This is a genomic window from Snodgrassella sp. W8132 (assembly GCF_016100865.1).
Taxonomy (GTDB): Bacteria; Pseudomonadota; Gammaproteobacteria; order Burkholderiales; family Neisseriaceae; genus Snodgrassella; species Snodgrassella alvi.
The window spans coordinates 952,883-973,544 of sequence record NZ_JACFRQ010000001.1 but is presented as its reverse complement, the minus strand read 5'-3'; the positions used below and the strand labels follow the sequence as shown (position 1 = coordinate 973,544).

General features: G+C 41.8%; 15 protein-coding genes and 4 tRNA genes. 12 read left to right on the top strand and 7 right to left on the bottom strand.

Annotated features, from left to right (window positions below):
* Positions 1-181: 181 nt before the first annotated feature.
* Positions 182-1,996 carry a translational GTPase TypA gene (typA, locus tag H3U82_RS04350; RefSeq protein ID WP_025330592.1) on the bottom strand — a complete coding sequence of 605 codons (1,815 nt, stop codon included), beginning with the start codon at positions 1,994-1,996 and terminating at the stop codon, positions 182-184.
* 236 nt (positions 1,997-2,232) lie between these two features.
* Here typA and H3U82_RS04345 point away from each other — a divergent pair, with 236 nt between their 5' ends.
* Complete coding sequence (locus H3U82_RS04345; protein WP_198209374.1) at positions 2,233-2,496, top strand: DUF1289 domain-containing protein; 264 nt, start codon at positions 2,233-2,235, stop codon at positions 2,494-2,496.
* A 49-nt stretch (positions 2,497-2,545) separates the two neighbouring features.
* On the top strand, positions 2,546-3,421 hold the full coding sequence (locus H3U82_RS04340) for an EamA/RhaT family transporter (RefSeq protein ID WP_198209372.1): 876 nt from the start codon (positions 2,546-2,548) through the stop codon (positions 3,419-3,421).
* Between the two features lie 54 nt (positions 3,422-3,475).
* On the opposite strand, the gene prfA is transcribed toward H3U82_RS04340, so the two are convergent.
* Together prfA and hemA are read right to left on the bottom strand one after the other, a co-directional pair.
* On the bottom strand, positions 3,476-4,558 hold the full coding sequence (gene prfA, locus H3U82_RS04335) for a peptide chain release factor 1 (protein WP_110414173.1): 1,083 nt from the start codon (positions 4,556-4,558) through the stop codon (positions 3,476-3,478).
* An 81-nt stretch (positions 4,559-4,639) separates the two neighbouring features.
* Entirely contained in the window at positions 4,640-5,902 is a 1,263-nt protein-coding gene (gene hemA / locus H3U82_RS04330; protein ID WP_198209370.1) for a glutamyl-tRNA reductase, read from the bottom strand.
* Positions 5,903-6,092: 190 nt separating this feature from the next.
* On the opposite strand from hemA, the gene pdxH reads away from it, so the two are divergent.
* Positions 6,093-6,725, top strand: coding sequence for a pyridoxamine 5'-phosphate oxidase (gene pdxH, locus H3U82_RS04325; protein WP_025330597.1), 633 nt, complete (start codon positions 6,093-6,095; stop codon positions 6,723-6,725).
* Positions 6,726-6,737: 12 nt separating this feature from the next.
* On the opposite strand, the gene H3U82_RS04320 is transcribed toward pdxH, so the two are convergent.
* Positions 6,738-7,547: a lysophospholipid acyltransferase family protein gene (locus tag H3U82_RS04320; protein WP_110414488.1), complete on the bottom strand. Its 810-nt coding sequence runs from the start codon at positions 7,545-7,547 to the stop codon at positions 6,738-6,740.
* A 6-nt stretch (positions 7,548-7,553) separates the two neighbouring features.
* On the bottom strand, positions 7,554-8,381 hold the full coding sequence (gene mutM, locus H3U82_RS04315) for a bifunctional DNA-formamidopyrimidine glycosylase/DNA-(apurinic or apyrimidinic site) lyase (protein ID WP_025330599.1): 828 nt from the start codon (positions 8,379-8,381) through the stop codon (positions 7,554-7,556).
* Between the two features lie 331 nt (positions 8,382-8,712).
* Between mutM and H3U82_RS04310 the strand changes: the two genes are divergently transcribed.
* From H3U82_RS04310 to H3U82_RS04275, 8 genes are all read left to right on the top strand, one after another.
* The gene (locus H3U82_RS04310) at positions 8,713-11,556 is read left to right on the top strand and encodes a tetratricopeptide repeat protein (RefSeq protein ID WP_198209368.1); all 2,844 of its coding nucleotides are present in this window, start codon (positions 8,713-8,715) and stop codon (positions 11,554-11,556) included.
* Positions 11,557-11,739: 183 nt separating this feature from the next.
* Positions 11,740-12,372 carry a lipoprotein insertase outer membrane protein LolB gene (lolB, locus tag H3U82_RS04305; RefSeq protein ID WP_198209366.1) on the top strand — a complete coding sequence of 211 codons (633 nt, stop codon included), beginning with the start codon at positions 11,740-11,742 and terminating at the stop codon, positions 12,370-12,372.
* 16 nt (positions 12,373-12,388) lie between these two features.
* Complete coding sequence (gene ispE, locus H3U82_RS04300; protein WP_025330602.1) at positions 12,389-13,237, top strand: 4-(cytidine 5'-diphospho)-2-C-methyl-D-erythritol kinase; 849 nt, start codon at positions 12,389-12,391, stop codon at positions 13,235-13,237.
* A gap of 10 nt (positions 13,238-13,247) precedes the next feature.
* A tRNA-Gln gene (locus tag H3U82_RS04295) sits at positions 13,248-13,323 on the top strand.
* 19 nt (positions 13,324-13,342) lie between these two features.
* Positions 13,343-13,418, top strand: a tRNA-Gln gene (locus tag H3U82_RS04290).
* A 30-nt stretch (positions 13,419-13,448) separates the two neighbouring features.
* Positions 13,449-13,524 (top strand) — tRNA-Gln (locus H3U82_RS04285).
* A gap of 544 nt (positions 13,525-14,068) precedes the next feature.
* Positions 14,069-15,055, top strand: coding sequence for a ribose-phosphate pyrophosphokinase (locus H3U82_RS04280; protein WP_025330604.1), 987 nt, complete (start codon positions 14,069-14,071; stop codon positions 15,053-15,055).
* Positions 15,056-15,117: 62 nt separating this feature from the next.
* The gene (locus tag H3U82_RS04275; protein ID WP_025330605.1) at positions 15,118-15,690 is read left to right on the top strand and encodes a 50S ribosomal protein L25/general stress protein Ctc; all 573 of its coding nucleotides are present in this window, start codon (positions 15,118-15,120) and stop codon (positions 15,688-15,690) included.
* A 383-nt stretch (positions 15,691-16,073) separates the two neighbouring features.
* On the opposite strand, the gene rnr is transcribed toward H3U82_RS04275, so the two are convergent.
* Positions 16,074-18,407, bottom strand: coding sequence for a ribonuclease R (rnr, locus tag H3U82_RS04270; RefSeq protein WP_198209364.1), 2,334 nt, complete (start codon positions 18,405-18,407; stop codon positions 16,074-16,076).
* An 87-nt stretch (positions 18,408-18,494) separates the two neighbouring features.
* On the opposite strand from rnr, the gene H3U82_RS04265 reads away from it, so the two are divergent.
* Positions 18,495-18,581, top strand: a tRNA-Leu gene (locus tag H3U82_RS04265).
* A 190-nt stretch (positions 18,582-18,771) separates the two neighbouring features.
* On the opposite strand, the gene H3U82_RS04260 is transcribed toward H3U82_RS04265, so the two are convergent.
* The gene (locus H3U82_RS04260) at positions 18,772-20,073 is read right to left on the bottom strand and encodes a threonine/serine exporter ThrE family protein (protein ID WP_025330607.1); all 1,302 of its coding nucleotides are present in this window, start codon (positions 20,071-20,073) and stop codon (positions 18,772-18,774) included.
* Positions 20,074-20,662 lie beyond the last annotated feature (589 nt).

Sequence of the window (20,662 nt, the reverse complement as noted above, 5' to 3'; positions counted from 1 at the left end):
GTATAAAATATAAATGATAAATAAACCTGCGTTATTTGTTGAGACTGGATGATTCAATAGCAATACAATAACTAGATTGAATAACAATGCTATTTATTATGAAATATTTTTCTTAAAGATAAATATTCGATATTGAAAAAAGGCAGCCTTTAAAAAGCTGCCTGTACCAGATAAACTTTAATTAATCTAATTTTTTAAAGTGTTTGCGGCGTTCCTGTTCGCTCAGGTAGCGTTTACGCAGACGAATGGTTTGCGGAGTAATTTCTACTAGTTCATCATCATCGATAAACTCTACCGCAGCTTCCAGAGACATTAGTACCGGCGGAGTCAGACGCACTGCTTCATCTGTGCCGGAAGCACGGACATTAGTCAGTTTTTTGCCTTTCAGCGGATTAACAACCAGATCATTGTCACGGCTATGAATACCGATAATCATGCCTTCGTAAATTTTTTCGCCCGGATTGATAAACATACGACCTCGGTCTTCCAGATTCCATAAAGCATAGGCTACGGCATCACCCTGTTCTTGTGATACCAGTACACCATTGCGGCGGCCGGGTATTTCTGCTTTTACTGGTGCGTAATTATCAAATACGTGGCTCATCAGTCCCTGACCACGGGTCATGGTCATGAATTCACCCTGAAAACCAATCAGACCGCGCGCAGGAATACGGTATTCCAGACGGGTACGGCCTTTGCCGTCGCTTTCCATATTGGTCAGTTCACCGCGGCGGCGACCCAGTTCTTCCATTACAGCACCCTGAGTATTGTCTTCTACATCGACAGTCAGGTTTTCGTAAGGTTCGCATTTAACGCCGTCAATTTCACGGAAAACCACACGTGGTTTGCCGACAGCCAGCTCATAACCTTCACGGCGCATATTTTCAATCAGAATAGTCAGATGAAGCTCACCACGGCCTGAAACACGGAATACATCTGCGTCTGCTGTGTCTTCAACGCGAAGGGCTACATTGGTCAGCAATTCTTTTTGCAAACGTTCGCGAATCTGGCGACTGGTAACAAATTTACCTTCTGTACCGGCCAGCGGGCTGGTGTTGACCATGAAATCCATCGTCAGGGTAGGTTCGTCTACGCTCAGCATAGGCAGCCCCTGAGGTTGTTCACGATCAGCAATGGTAACACCGATACCTATATCTTCCAGTCCGGAAACCGTAACAATATCACCGGCTTCTGCTTCTTGTAACGGAATGCGTTCCAATCCTTTGAAGCCAAGCAACTGATTAATGCGTCCCTGACCAATCTGCTTATCTTCATTCATGATAGCTACTACCTGACCGGGTTTAATTCGTCCGTTCAGAATACGACCGATACCCAGCCGGCCGGTATAGTTATCATAATCAAGCTGAGAAATCTGTAATTGCAGAGGTTTATCTGCATCACCGGCTGGTTCCGGGGTATATTTCAGAATGGTTTCAAACAGCGGACGCATATCGGTAGATTCGTCTTCTTCATTCAGCTTGGCAAAGCCAGACAGACCAGAAGCATAAACGATAGGGAAGTCGAGCTGTTCATCGGTAGCGCCCAGTTTATCGAATAGTTCAAATGTCTGGTCAATTACCCAGCTCGGGCGGGCACTTGGCTTATCAATTTTATTGATCACTACAATCGGTTTCAGCCCTAATGCCAGTGCTTTTTTGGTAACAAAGCGGGTTTGCGGCATCGGACCTTCCTGTGCATCCACCAGTAGTAGCACACAGTCTACCATTCCCAGTACACGTTCTACTTCGCCGCCAAAGTCGGCATGTCCGGGTGTATCAACGATATTAATATGGTAGCCTTCGTATTCGATGGCGGTATTTTTGGCAAGAATGGTAATGCCGCGTTCTTTTTCAAGATCGTTGCTGTCCATTACTCGTTCGTCTACCTGCTGATTGGCACGGAAAGTACCGGACTGGCGCAATAACTGGTCTACCAGTGTGGTTTTGCCGTGGTCGACGTGTGCGATAATGGCAATATTACGAATTTTTTTACTCATAGGAGTGTGTAACCTAGTTTATTAGCTATTTGTAAGGAAAATTAACCTTGAATTATAACATTTACTCTGCTTTTCGTGGAATTTTTAGCAAAATCAGATGTTCTGTCCGTATTAAAGAGGCTGACTTACATCTGTGTATGTGTCATAGTTAACGTTTTTCCGGTGTTATTCCGGCTGGGTTATTTGAGGCAGTCTGTTGTAATTGTGGTATTGAAGAGGGATGCAAAACCTAGGCAATGGAACAGTTAGAATTTTTTGTTATTCCCAGTCCCTGTAAAGGTGTTTGTGAAAGCAATCATAAGGCATATTGCAAGGGCTGTCTGCGCAGCAGGGACGAGCGTCTTTACTGGTTACGTATGTCTGATACTCAGAAACAGTATGTGCTGCGTTTGTGTGCATTGCGCCGGCGCAAGCTGGAGCAAATGCAACCACAACCAGCAGACCAGACAGAACAAAATCTGATTGAGCAAATATGGCTACAGGCAGATTTTGATTTTTAGTTTTTAATAGCTGATAAGTCAGTTCGTAAATTTTGATTTTGGGGGAAAAATGCATTTTCTGATTATTAGTATTCTATGTAGTGTCTCTGTGTCAGTATTACTGAAACTGGCACGCAGAAACGGTGTTAATATTGCTCAGGCCGTAGCGATTAATTACCCGGTAGCTGCTGCCTGCACCTGGTTTTTTTTACGTCCGGATTTTTCTGACTGGTATACTTATAGTAGTCACTGGATTATTTTTCTGGCTTTGGGTATTGGTCTGCCGCTCGGCTTTATTGTGCTGGGGCGGGCTATCGAACAGGCGGGAATGGTAAAAACAGATGCCGCCCAGCGCCTGTCGCTATTTATGCCTATAGTAGCCGCATTTGTGCTCTTTGGAGAAACTTTAAGCACTAATAAAATTATTGGAATTGCACTGGCACTAATGGCCTTGCTTACCTTGCTGTATCGTGAGAATCCGGCTAAAAGCAAAGGAAAAGGCGATTTTTTAAGTACTGCCGGCTATTTATTCGGTGTATGGCTTTGTTACGGAACTACAGATATTCTGTTTAAACAGATGGCGAAAAGCGGAACAGCTTTTGCACCGACCTTGCTGGTGTCATTTATACTCGCTGCCATTCTGATTATATGTTATCTGTGTTTACGCAGAATAGTCTGGAATGCGGCCAGTATTCTGGCAGGTCTGATACTGGGTGGTTTGAATTTTGCCAATATTCTGTTTTACATTCGTGCACATCAGTATTTTCAGCAAGATCCTTCGCTGGTGTTTGCCGGTATGAATCTGGGTGTAATAACACTGGCCACTATTATTGGCGCTTTTGTGTTTAAAGAAAAAATCAATGGTTTGAATGCTGCCGGAATTGTACTGGCGATTGCTGCAATCTGGTTTCTATTTTATGGCAGCAGGCTTAATTCTTTGTTGTAGCCGATTTATATTGAAAAGCTGTTCTGAAAATCAGAACAGCTTTTTTTGATGAGCTTAGCCGGCATTACTTAATTGTGCCAGCTGCTGAGCCTGATGCTCGGCAATTAATGCCTGTGTCAGCTCAGATAAATCACCATCCATAATAAAATCCAGTTTATGCAGAGTAAGATTGATGCGATGATCGGTTACTCTGCCTTGGGGATAATTATAAGTTCGAATACGTTCACTGCGGTCGCCGCTGCCAATCAGGCTTTTACGTTCAGCAGCCTCTTTGGCATGAGCAGCATGTTTCTGCTGTTCATACAGTCGGGAGGCAAGTACGCGCATTGCCTGTGCTTTATTGGCATGCTGTGAACGACCATCCTGACATTCCACTACCATACCCGTTGGTAAGTGAGTAATACGTACGGCAGAATCCGTCTTATTAATATGCTGACCACCCGCACCGGAGGCACGGAAAGTATCAATGCGTAAATCGTTCGGATTAAGCTGTACTTCAGCAACTTCATCGGCTTCCGGCATAATGGCCACAGTACAGGCTGAGGTATGGATTCTGCCCTGACTTTCTGTAGTTGGTACGCGCTGAACCCGATGGCCGCCAGATTCAAATTTGAGCTGACTGTAAACATTCATGCCTGCAATGCGTGCAATCACTTCTTTATAGCCACCCAGATCACTTTCACTGGCGGATACAATTTCTACCTGCCAGCCCATACGTTCTGCAAAGCGGGTATACATGCGCAATAAATCGCCGGCAAATAAAGCTGCTTCATCACCACCGGTTCCGGCACGAATTTCTATGAAAATATTCTTGTCATCATCTTCGTCTTTCGGTAACAAAAGTTTTTGCAGCTCGCCATCCAGCTGAGTAATCTGATTACGGGCAGTATTGATTTCTTCAGCCGCAAATTCTTTTAATTCCGGGTCTGCCAGCATTTCTTCTGCGGCAGCTAAATCAGTTTCTGCCTGTGTATACTGGCGATAGGTTTCTACTACCGGTGTAAGCTCGGCATGTTCACGAGTAAGGCGACGATATTCGTCAATATTGTCCGTGACATCAGGAGAAGCCAGCAAAGCGGTTACTTCTTCCAGACGCTCAGTCAGGTGCTGTAACTTGTCTATCAATGAAGGTTTCATCTGGTATTCCGTATTAAATAAAAGCTATCAGTCGTATTAAATATATAGAGTTAAGGATTATGAATAAATTGGAGGCAGTAGCTAATGCTGCTGATTTTTTCCATGCAGCTGGTAAATCTGACAAATGGCCTCGGCCAGCTCAGGATATTGCTGACTGTCTTTATTTAAAGCTCGGGTGGGTGCATGCAAAAGGCTATTGGTTAATTCACGGCTTAAACGCTGCAATACTTCTTCAACAGGTGTACCTTTACGCAGACGGCGCAGAGCTTTATTGACTGCTTTGCTGCGCTGCTGTTCACCCTGATCGCGCAATTCACAAATTAAAGGAACGCTATTACGTGTCTGTTGCCATGCAATAAACTCAGCAACTTTGCCTGCAACCATCTTTTCAGCTTCAGCTGCAGCCTGTTGTCGTGCTGCCTGACCATGCTGCACAATATGAACCATATCATCAACACTATATAAATACGCATCGTTCAGTTCGCCTGCTTCGGCTTCAATGTCGCGTGGTACGGCCAGATCAAGCAAAAACATCGGCATGCCGCGCCGCTGCCTGAGTGCGCGTTCTACTAAACCTTTACCAATAACCGGAAAAGGGCTGGCAGTAGAAGAAACAATTACGTCGTATTCAGCCAGAATTTCAGGTAAAGCAGTTAATATGCGTGCATCTGCTTCACAGCTTAATTTCTGACATAACTCCTGAGCCCGCTCCAGTGTACGGTTTAAAACAGTCAGGCGCCGCGGACATTCTGCGGCAAAATAGGTGGCTACCAGCTCAATCATTTCACCGGCACCCACCATTAAAACATTCAATGCTGAAATATCAGGAAAAATCTGTGCGGCCATTTTAACTGCAGCAGCAGCCATGGATACAGAGTTTTCTCCAACTGCACTTTCATTGCGAATTTCTTTAGCTGCTGCAAAAGTTTTTTCAAACAGAGCATTCAGCTGCTGATGCAGCGTATGCCGGCTGCGGGCAACGCGTACGGCTTCTTTTAATTGTCCGAGAATCTGCGGTTCACCTAAAACCATTGAATCCAGTCCGCAAGCCACCCGAAAGGCATGCTGCACAGCCTGTTTATCATGGAATTGATATAAATAGGGAGCAAATTCAGATAATGGCAATTGATGGTAGTCGGCCAGCCATTGTATGGCTGTGGTTGCATTACCAGTACAGTAAATTTCTGTACGGTTACAGGTAGACAGAATCATCGCTTCTGCTATTTCTTCCTGACTGCCAAGCGCAGTCAGTGCTTCTGCCAGTTCTATGGCAGGGAAAGCCAAACGTTCACGTACAGAAACTGGCGCAGTTTGGTGATTGAGTCCGATAACGGTTAAAGACATACTACCTGAAGTAATTTGCGTTTGCCCGCTACCGCGGGTAGGATAATTGCCAGCCAGACTTTATATTCTATATAAATATAAAGTTATTAAATCGGGCAATTATACGCTATCAGTGCTGAAAAAGCAGTAAATCATGCCTGAGAGTGGTGTAAATAACTTTTTCGCATGCATAAACAAAAAAATGAAGAATCTGGATTTGCACGATATTCGTGAAGATTACAGCCAGCAGTCACTTAGTGAAGCTGATTGCTGTGAAGACCCTTTGGAGCAGTTTCAAAAATGGTTAATGGCAGCCATGCATGCCAAAGTAAATGAGCCTACAGCCATGAATGTTGCTACTGTTGATCAGCACGGACGACCTAATGCCCGCATTGTGCTGTTAAAAGAAGTGACAGCAGAAGGGTTTGTATTTTTTACTAATTATCATAGCCGTAAAGGGCGTTCATTAAGTCTGAATCCGCATGCGGCACTCACATTTTTCTGGCCGGAACTGGAACGTCAGGTACGGGTGGAGGGAAGCGTGCAACAATTACCTGCAGCAGAATCAGATGCCTATTTTCAGTCCCGACCTTACAGCAGCCGTATTGGTGCATGGGCTAGTGAACAAAGCGCCGTAATTAATAGTAAAACCGAGCTGATGGCGCGTGCAGCAAAACTGGGGGCAAAATATTTGTTCAATGTACCCAGACCGCCGCATTGGGGCGGATATCTGGTTAAACCCGAGCTGGTAGAATTCTGGCAGGGAAGACCAAGCCGTTTACATGACCGTATTCAGTATACAAGACAAAATAATCTCTGGATTAAACAGCGCTTATCACCTTAAACATCTTTTGGCCTATATTGATTCAGAAGTTGAAGGCGCGGCTGCTGTAGCCGGACTATCCATAAGAACTTTGTTTTGAATAAAATCTTCAGCCTGAGTTTTCAGGCTGAAACGATCATTTGTTTTGTTTTCAGCAATATTCAGCAACGCAGAAAAATCTACTTTTACTATAATTTCCGGCATAGATACTATATTCCACAGACTACGCAATAAACTGGTTTTGCCGGCAAATGCTACTTTAGATGTACGCAATCCCTGAGGGTTGTAATAGCGCATGGCTACTGCCATCACGGGTGTATCTGCATCTATTGCTGCCTGAAACAGCGCTGCTTTAAACGGCAAGGTAGTCATTCCCTCAGATGTATACGCTTCGGGAAAAAACAGGACGTTTTTACCTTCATGCAATGCCAGTACTATGGCTTTGATAACCGGATTAATATCCTGTCTCGACTGACGATTAATATAAACAGTGCCCCCGTTTGTAGCCAGTCTGCCGATTACCGGCCATGATTTGACACTTTGTTTAGCAATAAAGCCACCGGGGATATAGGACATTAATACGAAAATATCCAGCCAGCTAATATGATTGGCTACAGTAAGCCAGGGCATACTTGCTGTATCGGGTAATAATTGTTCAGAGTTTACCTTTACGTGCAGAATATCAAGTAAATTGTGCGCAATTGAAATTAATTCCTTATTTCGCTCTGTTTCATTCAGGTTCTTAAACCGATTTACCCGTCTGATTGTCTTAACCAGCCATAAAGCCAGTCTGAAAATACGCGAAAAACGGGTAATTAAAGAAGTATGTTCTGATTTTGTCATTGTTATTTATCGTTTTTTCTGGCATTGAGGACAATAAAAACTGCTTCTTTGTCCCAAAATCATTTTTTCAATCGGATGCCCGCATTGCGGGCAAGGTTCACCGGCTCGTCCGTATGCCTGATGTTGTAGCTGAAAATAACCACTGGTACCAGCACTATTTACAAAATCCCTTAAAGTACTGCCACCTGCTGTAATGGCTTCCTGTAGTATCTGTTTGATTGCATCAGTCAGTGCGCTAATCTGCTGTTTATTCAGCTTCATAGCCGGAATGGCCGGATGGATACCAGTACGGAACAAAGCTTCGTTAGCATAGATATTGCCTACACCGACAACAATCTTATTATCCATAATTGCTGTTTTAATCGCACGTTTCTGGTTTGAAAGTTTTTGTAGCAAATAATCAGTATTAAAATCCTGGCTGAGTGGTTCCGGTCCGAGGTTAACTAATAAAGGATGCTGTTCAATGAGTCCGATAAACCATAAAACAGCTCCGAAACGTCTGGGGTCATGAAATCGTAAGAGCGTACCATTACTAAAAGCAATATCTACATGATCATGTTTTTGTACTGGCGGAGCAGTAAAGTCAGTAAAGACGCGTAAACTGCCTGACATACCCAGATGAATAATTAATGTGCCTGAAGCTAATTCAATCAGCAGGTATTTAGCTCTGCGTCTGACTGATAATACCTTTTCGCCGCCAAGCTGTTCGCCTAGATTATCTATTATCGGCCAGCGTAAACGCGGCTGACGCACTTCTACCTGTGAAATAGTTTGATTTTCAATAAAAGGAGCGATTCCGCGCAGCGTTGTTTCTACTTCCGGTAACTCGGGCATAATTTATTTATATTATTCAGAATAAAATCGTTACAATAGCATCATGAAAACAAAATTTAAAGCACATACTGTGTCAGTTTTAATCAGATAAAATTGCCATAAGTCATACGCAGCTAAAATTGTCTGTGTTAAAGTAGCAAATTATTTTACCCTAATAGTTTATTCTTTAAACGGCTGCAAATTTTATCGTGCCGGTTAAAGTATTTAATAACTGAACACATATTGCATGATAAACCGCGATTAGAAAAAAATTGCCTGCACAAGTACAGAGTTGTTATTTATTTATGATTCAGTGTCTACGTAAACTGATTTGCATATATGGAGAAGTTTAATGCCTCGTTGGATTCATCGTATTACCCCGATTGTTTTAAGTTTAATGGCTGTACATATGGCCAATGCCAACAGTGTGTCAGAGCAGCATAAACCAGTACCATTGATTCAAACTAAAATTGAGCGGATAAATAATCAGGTTACAGCACCGGATGATGCAGATTCGCTGCAACGGCGTCTGGCTATTGCCGGCCGTGCCAATGATATTTTTACTTTATTTGCCACAGAACTTATTTATTCTCAGGGTAAAACGGATCAGGCTCTGGCCGCAGATATGCGAATGCTTGAGCATACACAGGAACCAGATGTGGCTGAACGGGCGATGGAAATGGCTCTTGGCGCAAATAAAATCACCGAAGCGCAAACCATTGCTAATCGCTGGCAGCAAATTGAGCCGACAGAGACACCAGCCAGACAGCGCCTGATGTGGGAGCTGGCTATCGCCAAAAATGATGTGCCGCAAGTATTGAAAAATGCAGATGCAGTTTTATCTCATGCCAATGATTATCAGCTGCGCCGGTTGTTTTTAAAAATGGCACAATTCCGGTTAAATAATCTGGATGCCACTGATGAGTTAAATGCACCGATTCACAAAACAGCAGTTTTACATCCTGAAATGGCAGAAGCCCTAATTGCCGATGCTATTTATGGTGCAACCGGTGCGCATAAAGAGCAAACCATCAAAGCGTTACAATTACTGGTTCATCTGGATACCGATATTTTTCCAGCCAGCCAGCTGACACTGAACCTGATTAATCTTAAGCAGCCACAATATCTGCTGGATTTTTACCAGCTAACTGGTGTGGATACCATGCCAGCTAAATGGCAAAGTCTTTATATAGAATTGCTGATTAAGAATAATCAATTACAACAGGCATATCAAACTTTGCAGCCATTACTTGAGAAAAGTAAAAGCGCGGATCTGTATTTGCAGGCAGTTTATCTGGCTGTCAGTCAAAAAGCTGCTACAGCTACCATTGCCGGCTATGCAGAGAAAATTGTAGAACTGGGGAATTCCAATCAGCGAAGTAAAGCGGCCATGATGGTGGCTATGCGCTATTATGATGAACATAATCTGCCGGCTTCCCGTTCGTGGGCGACTAAAGTTAATGATCCGCAGTTTCTCTTTGATCAGGCACTTATGATGTGCTCAATTGAAGCAGAACAAAAACACTGGAAAGCAGCTCAGCAATGGTTAAATAAAGTTCAGACAGATAAAACACCGGCAGGTACTTTTTTCAGCGGATCGGATTTGCTTCGTTTACAAACATTTGTAAATAGTTCTTCACTTACTGACCAGAAATATGAACAATATCTGAATAGAGTGATTAATGAAGCAGAACATGGTGATACCAGAACACAGGTAGAAAATGTTGCGCCGTTATTACTCCTTCGTGGGCTGTTATATGCAGATAAATTTGATGAGCCGGCAAAAGCAGTAGCAGATCTGCGCCGGTTTGTGAAAATGCGGCCTAATCAGATAGAGGGGCTTAATGCACTGGGTTACACCTTATTAAGTCTGTCAAAAGATCACTGGCAGGAAGCACAGCAATTGCTGGAGCAAGCCTATGCTCAGAATAACCAGTCTCCGGCAATTAATGACAGCCTGGGCTGGGCTTATTTTCTTAATGGTAATGTAGAAAAAGCGCTGCCTTTACTAGAATATGCATATCAGAAGCTGCCGGAAAGTGAAGTAGCTGCTCATCTGGGGGAAGTTTACTGGCAGCAAGGGCGTGAGGACGAAGCTCGTCAGATATGGGCTCAGGGCTGGCTTAATAAAGCCAGTGATCATAAAATTCTGAATCAAATACTAAGTAAACACCAAATCAGACCGAATAGTCTGCCCTTAGCTACAGCAAAGAAGGTAGAAACTCAGGCTGATGCAGATATCTATTTACAACAGGCAGGAATTTTATTTAGCAACAGAACCAATGAACCGGCTTTGATTGAAAATATTAATAAAGTCATTCAGACCGGTAACAGACTTCAACAAAGTCAGGCAGCGCTTCTCGCTGCAACATATTACTTTTCTAATCGGGATATGACCTCTGCACGTAAGTGGCTGGATAAAGTAACTGATAGTGAGTTGATCGGAGATAAAGCCTATCTGATGGGGATGATTGAAGTAACCCAAAATAATATACCGGCTGCAAAGCAATGGTTAGCTCGGATAGATCAGAATAAAGAATCACCCGTTTCTGATAATATGCATACCATTGCACTGTCAGTTTATATTGATAGTAAAACCCTCGATCCGAAAGTTTATGTACAAAAGCTGACACAGATGCTAAAGGATGCAGACAAAAAAGCTGCTGCATCTGAGGATAATAATACAGACTTAAAAGCATTCCTGCTGTATTCACGAGCAACAGCTTATAGTGAAAAACTGGATCAGCCGAAAAAGGCAATAAAAGATATTCGTGCTTTTATTGAATTAAAACCTGATGATGCGGAGGGCTATAATGGGCTGGGCTATACCATGCTAAGTATGCCAAAACGCTATTGGGCAGAGGCTTTATCGATTTTGCAGCATGCAAGTCAGCTGGATAATGAGTCCTGGGCAATTCAGGATAGTCTGGGGTGGGCATATTATCTGAATAACCAGCCTGAAAAAGCGTTACCGCTTTTACGTTCAGCCTATCAGGTTCAGCAGGAAAGTGCCATTGCAGCGCATCTGGGAGAAGTCTTGTGGCAGCAAGGAGAACAGGAACAGGCACGAAAAATTTGGGCACAGGGATTAGCTAATAAAGACTCTGACCAGAAAGAGTTACAACAGATTTTGAAAAAATTTAATGTAAATCCGTCTAGTCTGACTACTGCACCGAAATCACAAAACAATAAATAGCCGGATACTAGTTATCGACTTTAGCAACTGAACTATTGAAATTTACCGAAAAAGCTGCCGTATGCATCAAGTGTCAACGGCAGCTATTCATTTAATTCTAAAACATAAATTAACTTCACACAGCTTATATAACTAATTCTGATAATATTACAATAATAGACAATCATAGATACCGGAATAAGAATGATATATTCATATTTACGTAAAAAAAATCTTTATCTGGCAGCAGCTATCACCAGCCTGGCTTTAAGTGCCTGTAGCAGCCTCATACCAGACAGAATAACATCGGCATCAGACTGGCAGGCTGGTAACGAAAATGATGTTTCCGGTTTTGACAGTTCCGGACGGCTGGCTATTAAGGATCAGGGTAGAGGAAGCTATGCAAATTTTAGCTGGCAGAATACCGGTAGCGTACAAACAATTGAAGTCAAAACACCATTGGGTAATAGTGTAGGGGTTTTATGTACTGACAGCTCAGGTGTAATTGCAGAAGACAGTAAAGGGCAGATAATTACTGCAGCCAGTATTGAGGAGTTAAGCCAGCGTATGCTTGGTTTTGTGCTTCCGTTTGATCACTTGAATCAATGGGTGCAGGGATATTGGATTGCAGATGAACCTTATCAGTTATTGCCCAACGGCAAACTTAAACAGTCTGGCTGGATTATCCAGCGTCAGCAACAAAACGGAAGTCATAATCCGCGTATTGTACTGTTAAATAATGCACGCTTCGACATCAGACTGGTGTTTGATGAATATACAGATACTGATGATAGTGCAAAATCAGCACAATGCGAATTGCGTCAAAAATTATCCTGATTAATTATTTAAAAATATGAATAAATCTCCAGCAGCTGATGCACGGCATTTTCTGGCGCCGGCCAAGCTGAATCTTGATTTGAGAATCGTCGGACGGCGCGCCGACGGCTACCATTTACTTGAAAGCATTTTTACTCTGATTGAGCTGTATGATCATATCTGGTTCAGCCTAAATCAGACAGGCTGCATAAAGTTACATACGCCAACTGACGGCATTACTGAAGAGCAGGATTTGTGTGTGCGTGCAGCCCGGTTATTATCCGACCATACCGGTACTAAACACGGAGTGGATATCTGGCTGGAAAAACAGATTCCTGTTGGTGGCGGACTGGGTGGTGGCAGTGCGGATGCGGCAGTCGTATTAATGGTGCTTAACCGATTGTGGCAGCTTAATCTGAGTAAGACAGAACTATTACAGCTTGGCGTGCGCTTAGGTGCAGATGTGCCGTTTTTTATTTTTGGACAAAGTGCATTTGCTCGCGGTATTGGTGAGCAATTAAGCCCGATATCTTTGCCAAAACAATGGTATGTGATTATCAAGCCTCCGGTGCATGTCAGTACACCGAAAATATTTGCACATAAAGACTTGACACGTGATTCCAAGCCACGGATAATGCCAGACTTCCAAGCAGGACAGCACTGGCGCAATGATATGCAGAGCGTTGTTTTAGCTGAGTATCCAGCAGTAAAAGCGGCATTTGATGTTTTGGCTGAATACGGTTCACCAATGATGAGTGGTTCTGGTGCATGTGTATTTTTGTCATTTAATTCTGAAAGTGCAGCGCAAGCTGTTTACAATAAAGTTTCTTGCGCGCATCAGGCATATTGTGTTGCTTCCCTGACGAGGCATCCGTTTTATCAATGATGTGTGTAGTTGGGGAGTCGTCAAGTGGTTAAGACACTGGGTTTTGATCCCAGTATGCGTAGGTTCGAATCCTACCTCCCCAGCCAGTTGCTTGATAAAAAGCATTGGGGAGTCGTCAAGTGGTTAAGACACTGGGTTTTGATCCCAGTATGCGTAGGTTCGAATCCTACCTCCCCAGCCACATTTCGAGCAAATAAGCAGTAAACCCTATTGGGGAGTCGTCAAGTGGTTAAGACCCCGGATTCTGATTCCGGTATGCGTAGGTTCGAATCCTACCTCCCCAGCCAATTCAGATAAGCGTGTAAGTTTACTTACACGCTTATTTAATGTGTAAATGACAAATTGTTATTTTATAGCACGTGCAGATTGCCATAAGTGATATAATTTGCCATTAATCCCGTACGGAAAACTTCCAGTCGGGAAACAAGCAAGTTTGTATAACTGTTTTCACTTTTTGTGATAATTAGCATGGTTAAGCCTGCAAAATGCAATACAGTTTCAATCCTAGTAATAGAATAGTGTTACTATTTTGTTGTGTTGCTATCAGGTATCGGCAAAATTGATTGATTAAATCTGTTTTAACCATGATACTTGCAGCTATCAGTATATACAGAATATTTTTCAAAGAGGTGGTCATTGCTTTTGAATTTAAAAGTAACGTAAACGGGTTAACAGCGAAATGAGCAACGAAATTCATAACGTTGAAAGCCATTACTTGTTTAAATGACAGATACACTACAACCCAAGTGGTGATATGAAAGCTTTGGATTAATGTTTAATCTACCTCACACAAATCAAACCAAACCAAAACAGGACTCAGGTACAACAGAAATGGCAGCATACGACAGTTTGATGGTTTTTACCGGCAATGCGAATCCGGAGCTGGCAAATAACGTAGCCAGACACTTGGATATTTCTCTGGGACGTGCTTCAGTTGGAAAATTTTCTGATGGCGAAATTGCAATTGAATTACTTGAAAATGTACGTGGTCGTGATGTATTTATCGTACAGCCTACCTGTGCACCGACTAACGATAACTTAATGGAAATCCTGACAATGGCTGATGCACTCAAGCGTGCTTCAGCCGGACGGATTACTGCAGCCATTCCTTATTTCGGCTATGCACGCCAGGATCGCCGTCCGCGTTCAGTACGTGTGCCGATTTCTGCCAAACTGGTAGCCAATATGCTGTATTCTGCCGGTATCGACCGCGTACTTACAGTTGACTTGCATGCTGACCAGATTCAGGGCTTTTTTGATATTCCGGTAGACAATATTTATGCTACCCCCATTCTGGTGCATGATATTGAAAAGCAGCGCATTGATAATCTGACAGTTGTCAGCCCTGATATCGGTGGTGTAGTGCGCGCCCGTGCCGTAGCAAAAACACTGGGCACTGATCTGGCCATTATTGATAAACGCCGGCCAAAAGCCAATGTGGCAGAAGTAATGAATGTAATCGGTGAAATTCAGAATCGTACCTGCCTGATTATTGATGATATGATTGATACAGCAAATACCTTATGTAAAGCTGCATCAGCATTAAAAGAACGCGGTGCAGAACGCGTGCTGGCTTATGCTACTCATCCGGTATTTTCCGGAGCGGCGATTGAGCGTATTGCTTCATCAGAAATCGATCAGGTTGTAGTCACTGATACTATTCCTTTATCTGAAGCTGCACAGAAATGTGATCGGATTCGTCAGGTAAGTATTTCAGGCCTGCTTGCAGAAACTGTACGTCGTATCAGTAACGAAGAATCTGTGTCATATCTTTTCAATGAAGATGTGGCCATACCGGGAGCAATGTTTCTCCCTTAATACCCCCAAGCCGTCTTAAGCTGGTCGCGGCCGATGACGGCATTATTAACTTTGGAGTAGTTATGTCTTACGAAATTAAAGCAGAAATCCGTGAAGCTCAGGGCACTGGTGCGAGCCGCCGCCTGCGTCGCGAAGGTAAAGTACCGGCTGTATTGTACGGCGAAGGTACCGAACCAGTAGCCATTACAGTAGATCATCGTACTTTATGGTACGCACTGGAAAAAGAATCTTTCCATACTGCTATCATCAAACTGGATGTTAATGGCAAAACCTACGACGTTATTGTACGTGATTTCCAGATGCATCCGTTTAAACAACAAGTACAGCACATTGATTTCCAGGCCGTTGATGCAAATAAAGCTATCAATATTCGTGTTCCGCTACACTTGCTGAATGCTGCTATTTCTCCGGCAGAAAAATTGCAAAGTGGTCGTGTGTCTCTGCTGGCTACCAGCGTAGAAGTAAATGCTTTACCGAAAAACATTCCAGCTGTATTGGAACTGGATGTTTCTACCATCAGTGCCGGTGAAATTCGTCACCTGACCGATTTAGTGTTCCCGGAAGGTGTGACCAGCGTTGCATTAAATCGCAATGAAAATCTGGCTATTGCTTCTGCTACTGGTAAAAACAAATAAGCAGTAAAAATCAATACCTGCATCTGATTAGTATTTTACCTAAAAGTAAAATACCATTGAAAACTGAAGTCTGTAGTAACAGACTTCAGTTTTTTTATAGTAATCGGAGTAATAACTCCTAAATTTAAATAATTACAATTTAGCACATATAGCAAAACGTAAAGTTAAATTTGAAAAATCAGAAATAAACGGTCTGCACAAGAAAAATATATAAAAATATTTTATTTCATTCAAATTACGTTTTATAAAATAAGTAATGCATACTAATTATTTTATAAATATATTAATAACATAAAAAAGTCAAAAATATAAAAAAGCTTTTATCTGATTTAACACAGATAAAAGCCTTTTTAGAAATTAATTTAATCAATTATAACGCAGCATCAGGACTTTTTACGGCCTGGTTTTTTGCGTGAACCATTAATACGTGACTTCTGAACGGCAACAGTTTTTGTTTTGTTTAACTTAGTTTTCTTACCAGGTACTTTGCGCGGCTGTTTAACAGTGGCTTTAAGCTGTTTCTGAATATTTTGCGCATTATTTGTCCGGCGACGCTTACCACTATTCGTGCTAATCAGCACCAAATCAATCCGGCTCGTATCCAAATCCGCGCGAGCTACTTTGACTACAACTTTATCACCCAGCTTAAAGCGGATACCACTACGCTCTCCGACAATGGCCAGCATTTCAGGATGATAATTAAAATAATCTTCACCCAGATCGCTGATATGAACCATGCCGTCAATATAAACATTATCTAAAGTAACAAACAAACCAAAATTTGCCATACCGGAAATCGTACCGGAAAAAACCTCACCGATTTTGTCCTGCATATAGTAAGTTTTAAGCCAGTTTTGCACATCACGGCTGGCATTGTCAGCTCTGCGTTCTGCCAGTGAACAATGCACACCCAGTTCAGACCACGACTTTGGCTGATATTGTTTATGCTGTAAAATGGCCTTAATGGCTCTGTGAACAGTCAGATCAGGATAACGCCTGATTGGTGAAGTGAAATGTGTATATGCCGGATAGGCCAGACCAAAATGGCCAATATTTTGTGGTTCATAAACCGCCTGCTGCATTGAGCGTAACAGCATAATACTGATTACATTCCGATCAGGCCGTTCTTTGATTTTTTCGCTTAGTTCCGCATAATCTTTTGGAGTAGGGTTACTACCGCCATTTAGATGTAAACCAAGCAGCGATAATTGCTCACGCAAAGTATTCAGACGCTCACTGGTCGGACCGGCATGATTACGGTATAGAGCAGGATGTTTATGATGTTTGAGAAATTCTGCAGCACAGACATTCGCAGCCAGCATACATTCCTCAATCAGACGATGAGCTTCATTACGCTCAACCGGTATAATACGTTCAATTTTACCCTGCTGATTGAACAGCATCTGTGTTTCTACACTATCAAATTCCACAGCACCACGTTGCAGGCGTTTTTTCAGTAAAATCTGATATAGCCGGTATAAACTCAGTACATGTGTTTTCATCGGGTCATCAAACTGGTCATTACTAATCCAGTCCCATGCCTGTGTATAGGTAAGCCGTGCATGTGAGCGCATTACCGCCGGATAAAATTCATAACTTTTAATATTGCCTGCATAAGTAATCACCATATCGCATACCATGCACAGGCGATCTACATTCGGATTAAGGGAACAGATGCCATTAGATAAATTCTCCGGTAGCATCGGAATAACCCGCCGTGGAAAATAAACACTCGTAGCACGTTCCTGTGCATCCTGATCAATAGCATCATCAGGATGGACATAATGGCTAACATCGGCGATAGCAACGACCAGGCGGTAATTACGACCAATTTTTTCTGCATATACCGCATCATCAAAATCGCGTGCTGTTTCACCATCAATAGTAATAAGCGGCAGATCACGCAGATCTTTTCGGTTTTTTCGCTCATCAGCTTTAACATGATCAGGTATTTTAGCGGCCTGAGCCATACAGTCCTGACTAAACTGATAGGGTAAATGATGTTTGCGTACTGCAATTTCAATTTCCATACCACTGTCAGCATAATCACCAAGAATTTCTGTAACACGAGCCACTGCTGCCTGAGTTGCATTCGGATAGGACTCAATTTTTGCTACCAGAACCTGACCGGCTTTAGCTTTACCCAAAGAGTCAGGCTGTAGCACAATACTTGCTCCCAGACGTTTATCTTCGGGAACGAGCATAGCTACACCATGTTCAATTGTGAGTCGTCCTACCACATCTTTATTAGATCGTTCGATGACATCCAGCACCTGCCCTTCACGCCGCCCGCGACGGTCAGAACCAGCTGGTCTTACAGTGACAATATCTCCGTTCATTAACCCGCACATCTGGCGAGCGTAGAGAACAAAATCACTGCCGTCAGCAGGGTTTAACGGTACAGCAAAACCAAAGTCGTCTTTGTGTACTTCAATCCGGCATTTAACCAGTGCCAGTTTATTAGCTACACAAACAGCACCGCGGCGATTAATTAGAATCTGTCCGTCTCGTGCCATGGCATTTAAACGACGATCAAAAAAAGCTATTTCTTCATTAGTAATATTAAGTTTCTGTGATAATTCAGTCATTTTGACCGGAATACCGACTTTATCTAAAACAGCAATAATCCATTCCCGGCTGGGTAAAGGATTGGAATAACGTTGTAATTCACGTTTTAAATATGGATCTTGATGGCGTAAATCTGATTTTTTTTTCATAGAGTATTGACAATCTCTTTAGAGAATATATAATGCACTTCCTCAGTTAAAGACATACTTTAACTGAAAGTTGCAATATATGCAAAAGCCCAGGTGGCGGAATTGGTAGACGCGCATGGTTCAGGTCCATGTGCCAGCAATGGTGTGGAAGTTCGAGTCTTCTCCTGGGCACCAGAATTCCAAAAAAAGATATCTAATATTTAGATATCTTTTTTTATTTTGTAAAACTTAAATTAATAATAATCATATTTTAGAGATTTGCAGATTAGCATAAAATTTGCATACTCAATCTACATTTGAATTATTAATTCAAATATCAATTTATTTTGTATCAAATATATAAATAATTTTCAAAATAAAAAAGCTATTTATGTTCCGTAGCCGGAAGCTGATTAAATGCCCATTCTTTATCCGTGCATACCCGTGCGAGTACTAAGCCTAATGGTAAAGCCAAGACAATAAGCATTGCCTGTGCTCCCCAGTTAATAGCATTGATAATATCGTTTTGCTGTAAAAAATACATAGCGCGAAACATATAAATGCCCGGTACCATAATACATACTGCCGGTACCGATAAAGCAATACGCGGACATTTACTATGGCGGCTAAAATAAAATGCACTGATACCGACAATAAAAGCTGCTATTAAAGAAGCTGCCTGAATAGGTATATTAGTCAGGTCTATCATTTCCAGCCGTAAAGTATTGGCATACATGCCGATAAAAGCAGTCATTAAAGCAGTTTTTACCGGGCTGTTAAAAAGCAGGGAAAAACCAAGTACACCAAAAAAGCTGGCAATCAGACGAAAAAAAGCTGTCCATACCGGGTAAAGATTAGGCGAGAGCATAGCTTCCGGTGCCATATGGATTCCGGCTGCAACTACCCATGCAGCAAAAGTGGCGCAAAAAATTACAGTTATGGCATAACCTACACGCTGAATACCAGATGAAAAATCCAGTTTGGCTAAATCCAGCACTCCGGTTATCAAAGGAAAGCCAGGTATCAGAAACAGCATAGAAGCTATATAGCCGGCTGTGTGCTGAATATTTACTTTTAGCAAAAGATGACTACCGCCAATAATCAGAAAATACACACTAGAAGCTACAGCTGCGGCCAGCATGGTGACAACAAACTGATTCAGATGTTTATGTAATAGGGTTTTTCTTAGCGCCTGGCCAAAACCAGAGGCAAAAAATACACCCAGCATTTCAATCAAACCACCACCGATTAAAAAAGTAAAAGATGAACACGCAACCGCAGCAAACAAAGCTGACTGCCGTAAACTGTATAGGGCTGGTTGATTTTCAATTTCTGACAAAGATTTATCAAGAAAGCGAATCAGCTCGCTTTCACTCATTTGCTGATAACGGGCCTGTGTTTCTATCAGCAGAGTTTCAAGCAATTGGATATTATTAGTATTAATTCCAACTCCTTGAATCGTGGTAACCTCAGTTTTAAACTGTTTACCATTACGGCAGGTAGAGTTGATTTCAGTAAGCGTAATATGTGCCTGATTTTCCACGCCGAGCATATAAGCAACATGACGCATTGACTGTTTAATGCGATAACTCCCGGTACCTGCTGCCAGACAAATTTTACCAACGCGTAAAACCAGATCCGATTTGATATTTAACTGAAGCTCATCAGAAGAAAGAGGCAAAGACATAATACTTTTTTATAAAAATAGTAGGCAAGTATTATAACGCTTGTAAATAGATGTTGCTTAATAAGAAATATTATTTAATTCACTTCCCAGCTACTGTAGCAAATGAATATATTCGGCTTCTCAGATTTAATTATCTTCTAAAAAATAATTATTAAAATATATCTCTTAGTCAATTAGCTCTAAGATAATCAACCCCATGATATACGTTATATATTATTAATTGAGCTTTTCAGGTTTAATTTCTAGGTATTTTGTAAATAAACAGTTGAATGCTGCTCAAATTAATCAAAGATGTACAGCATCAAGTAAAGAAAATAATAGGTAATATAGCATATAAATATGCCATTTACATAAATATTGAATTTATGATAATAAAAAATTGTGTGTTTTATAATAATTCTCAGGTAATTAATATGATGATATGGTTATGCAAATCAGGAAAAGGAAGACATGTAAATATGATGAAATTATGATCGTATAAAAATTTAACAGAGCTATTAAAAAGAAAAGATGAAAAAGTTAATTTTTTGAAAAGGGATCAAAATAATGAAGAAAATTTTATTATTTATATTAACATTTATAAGTAACA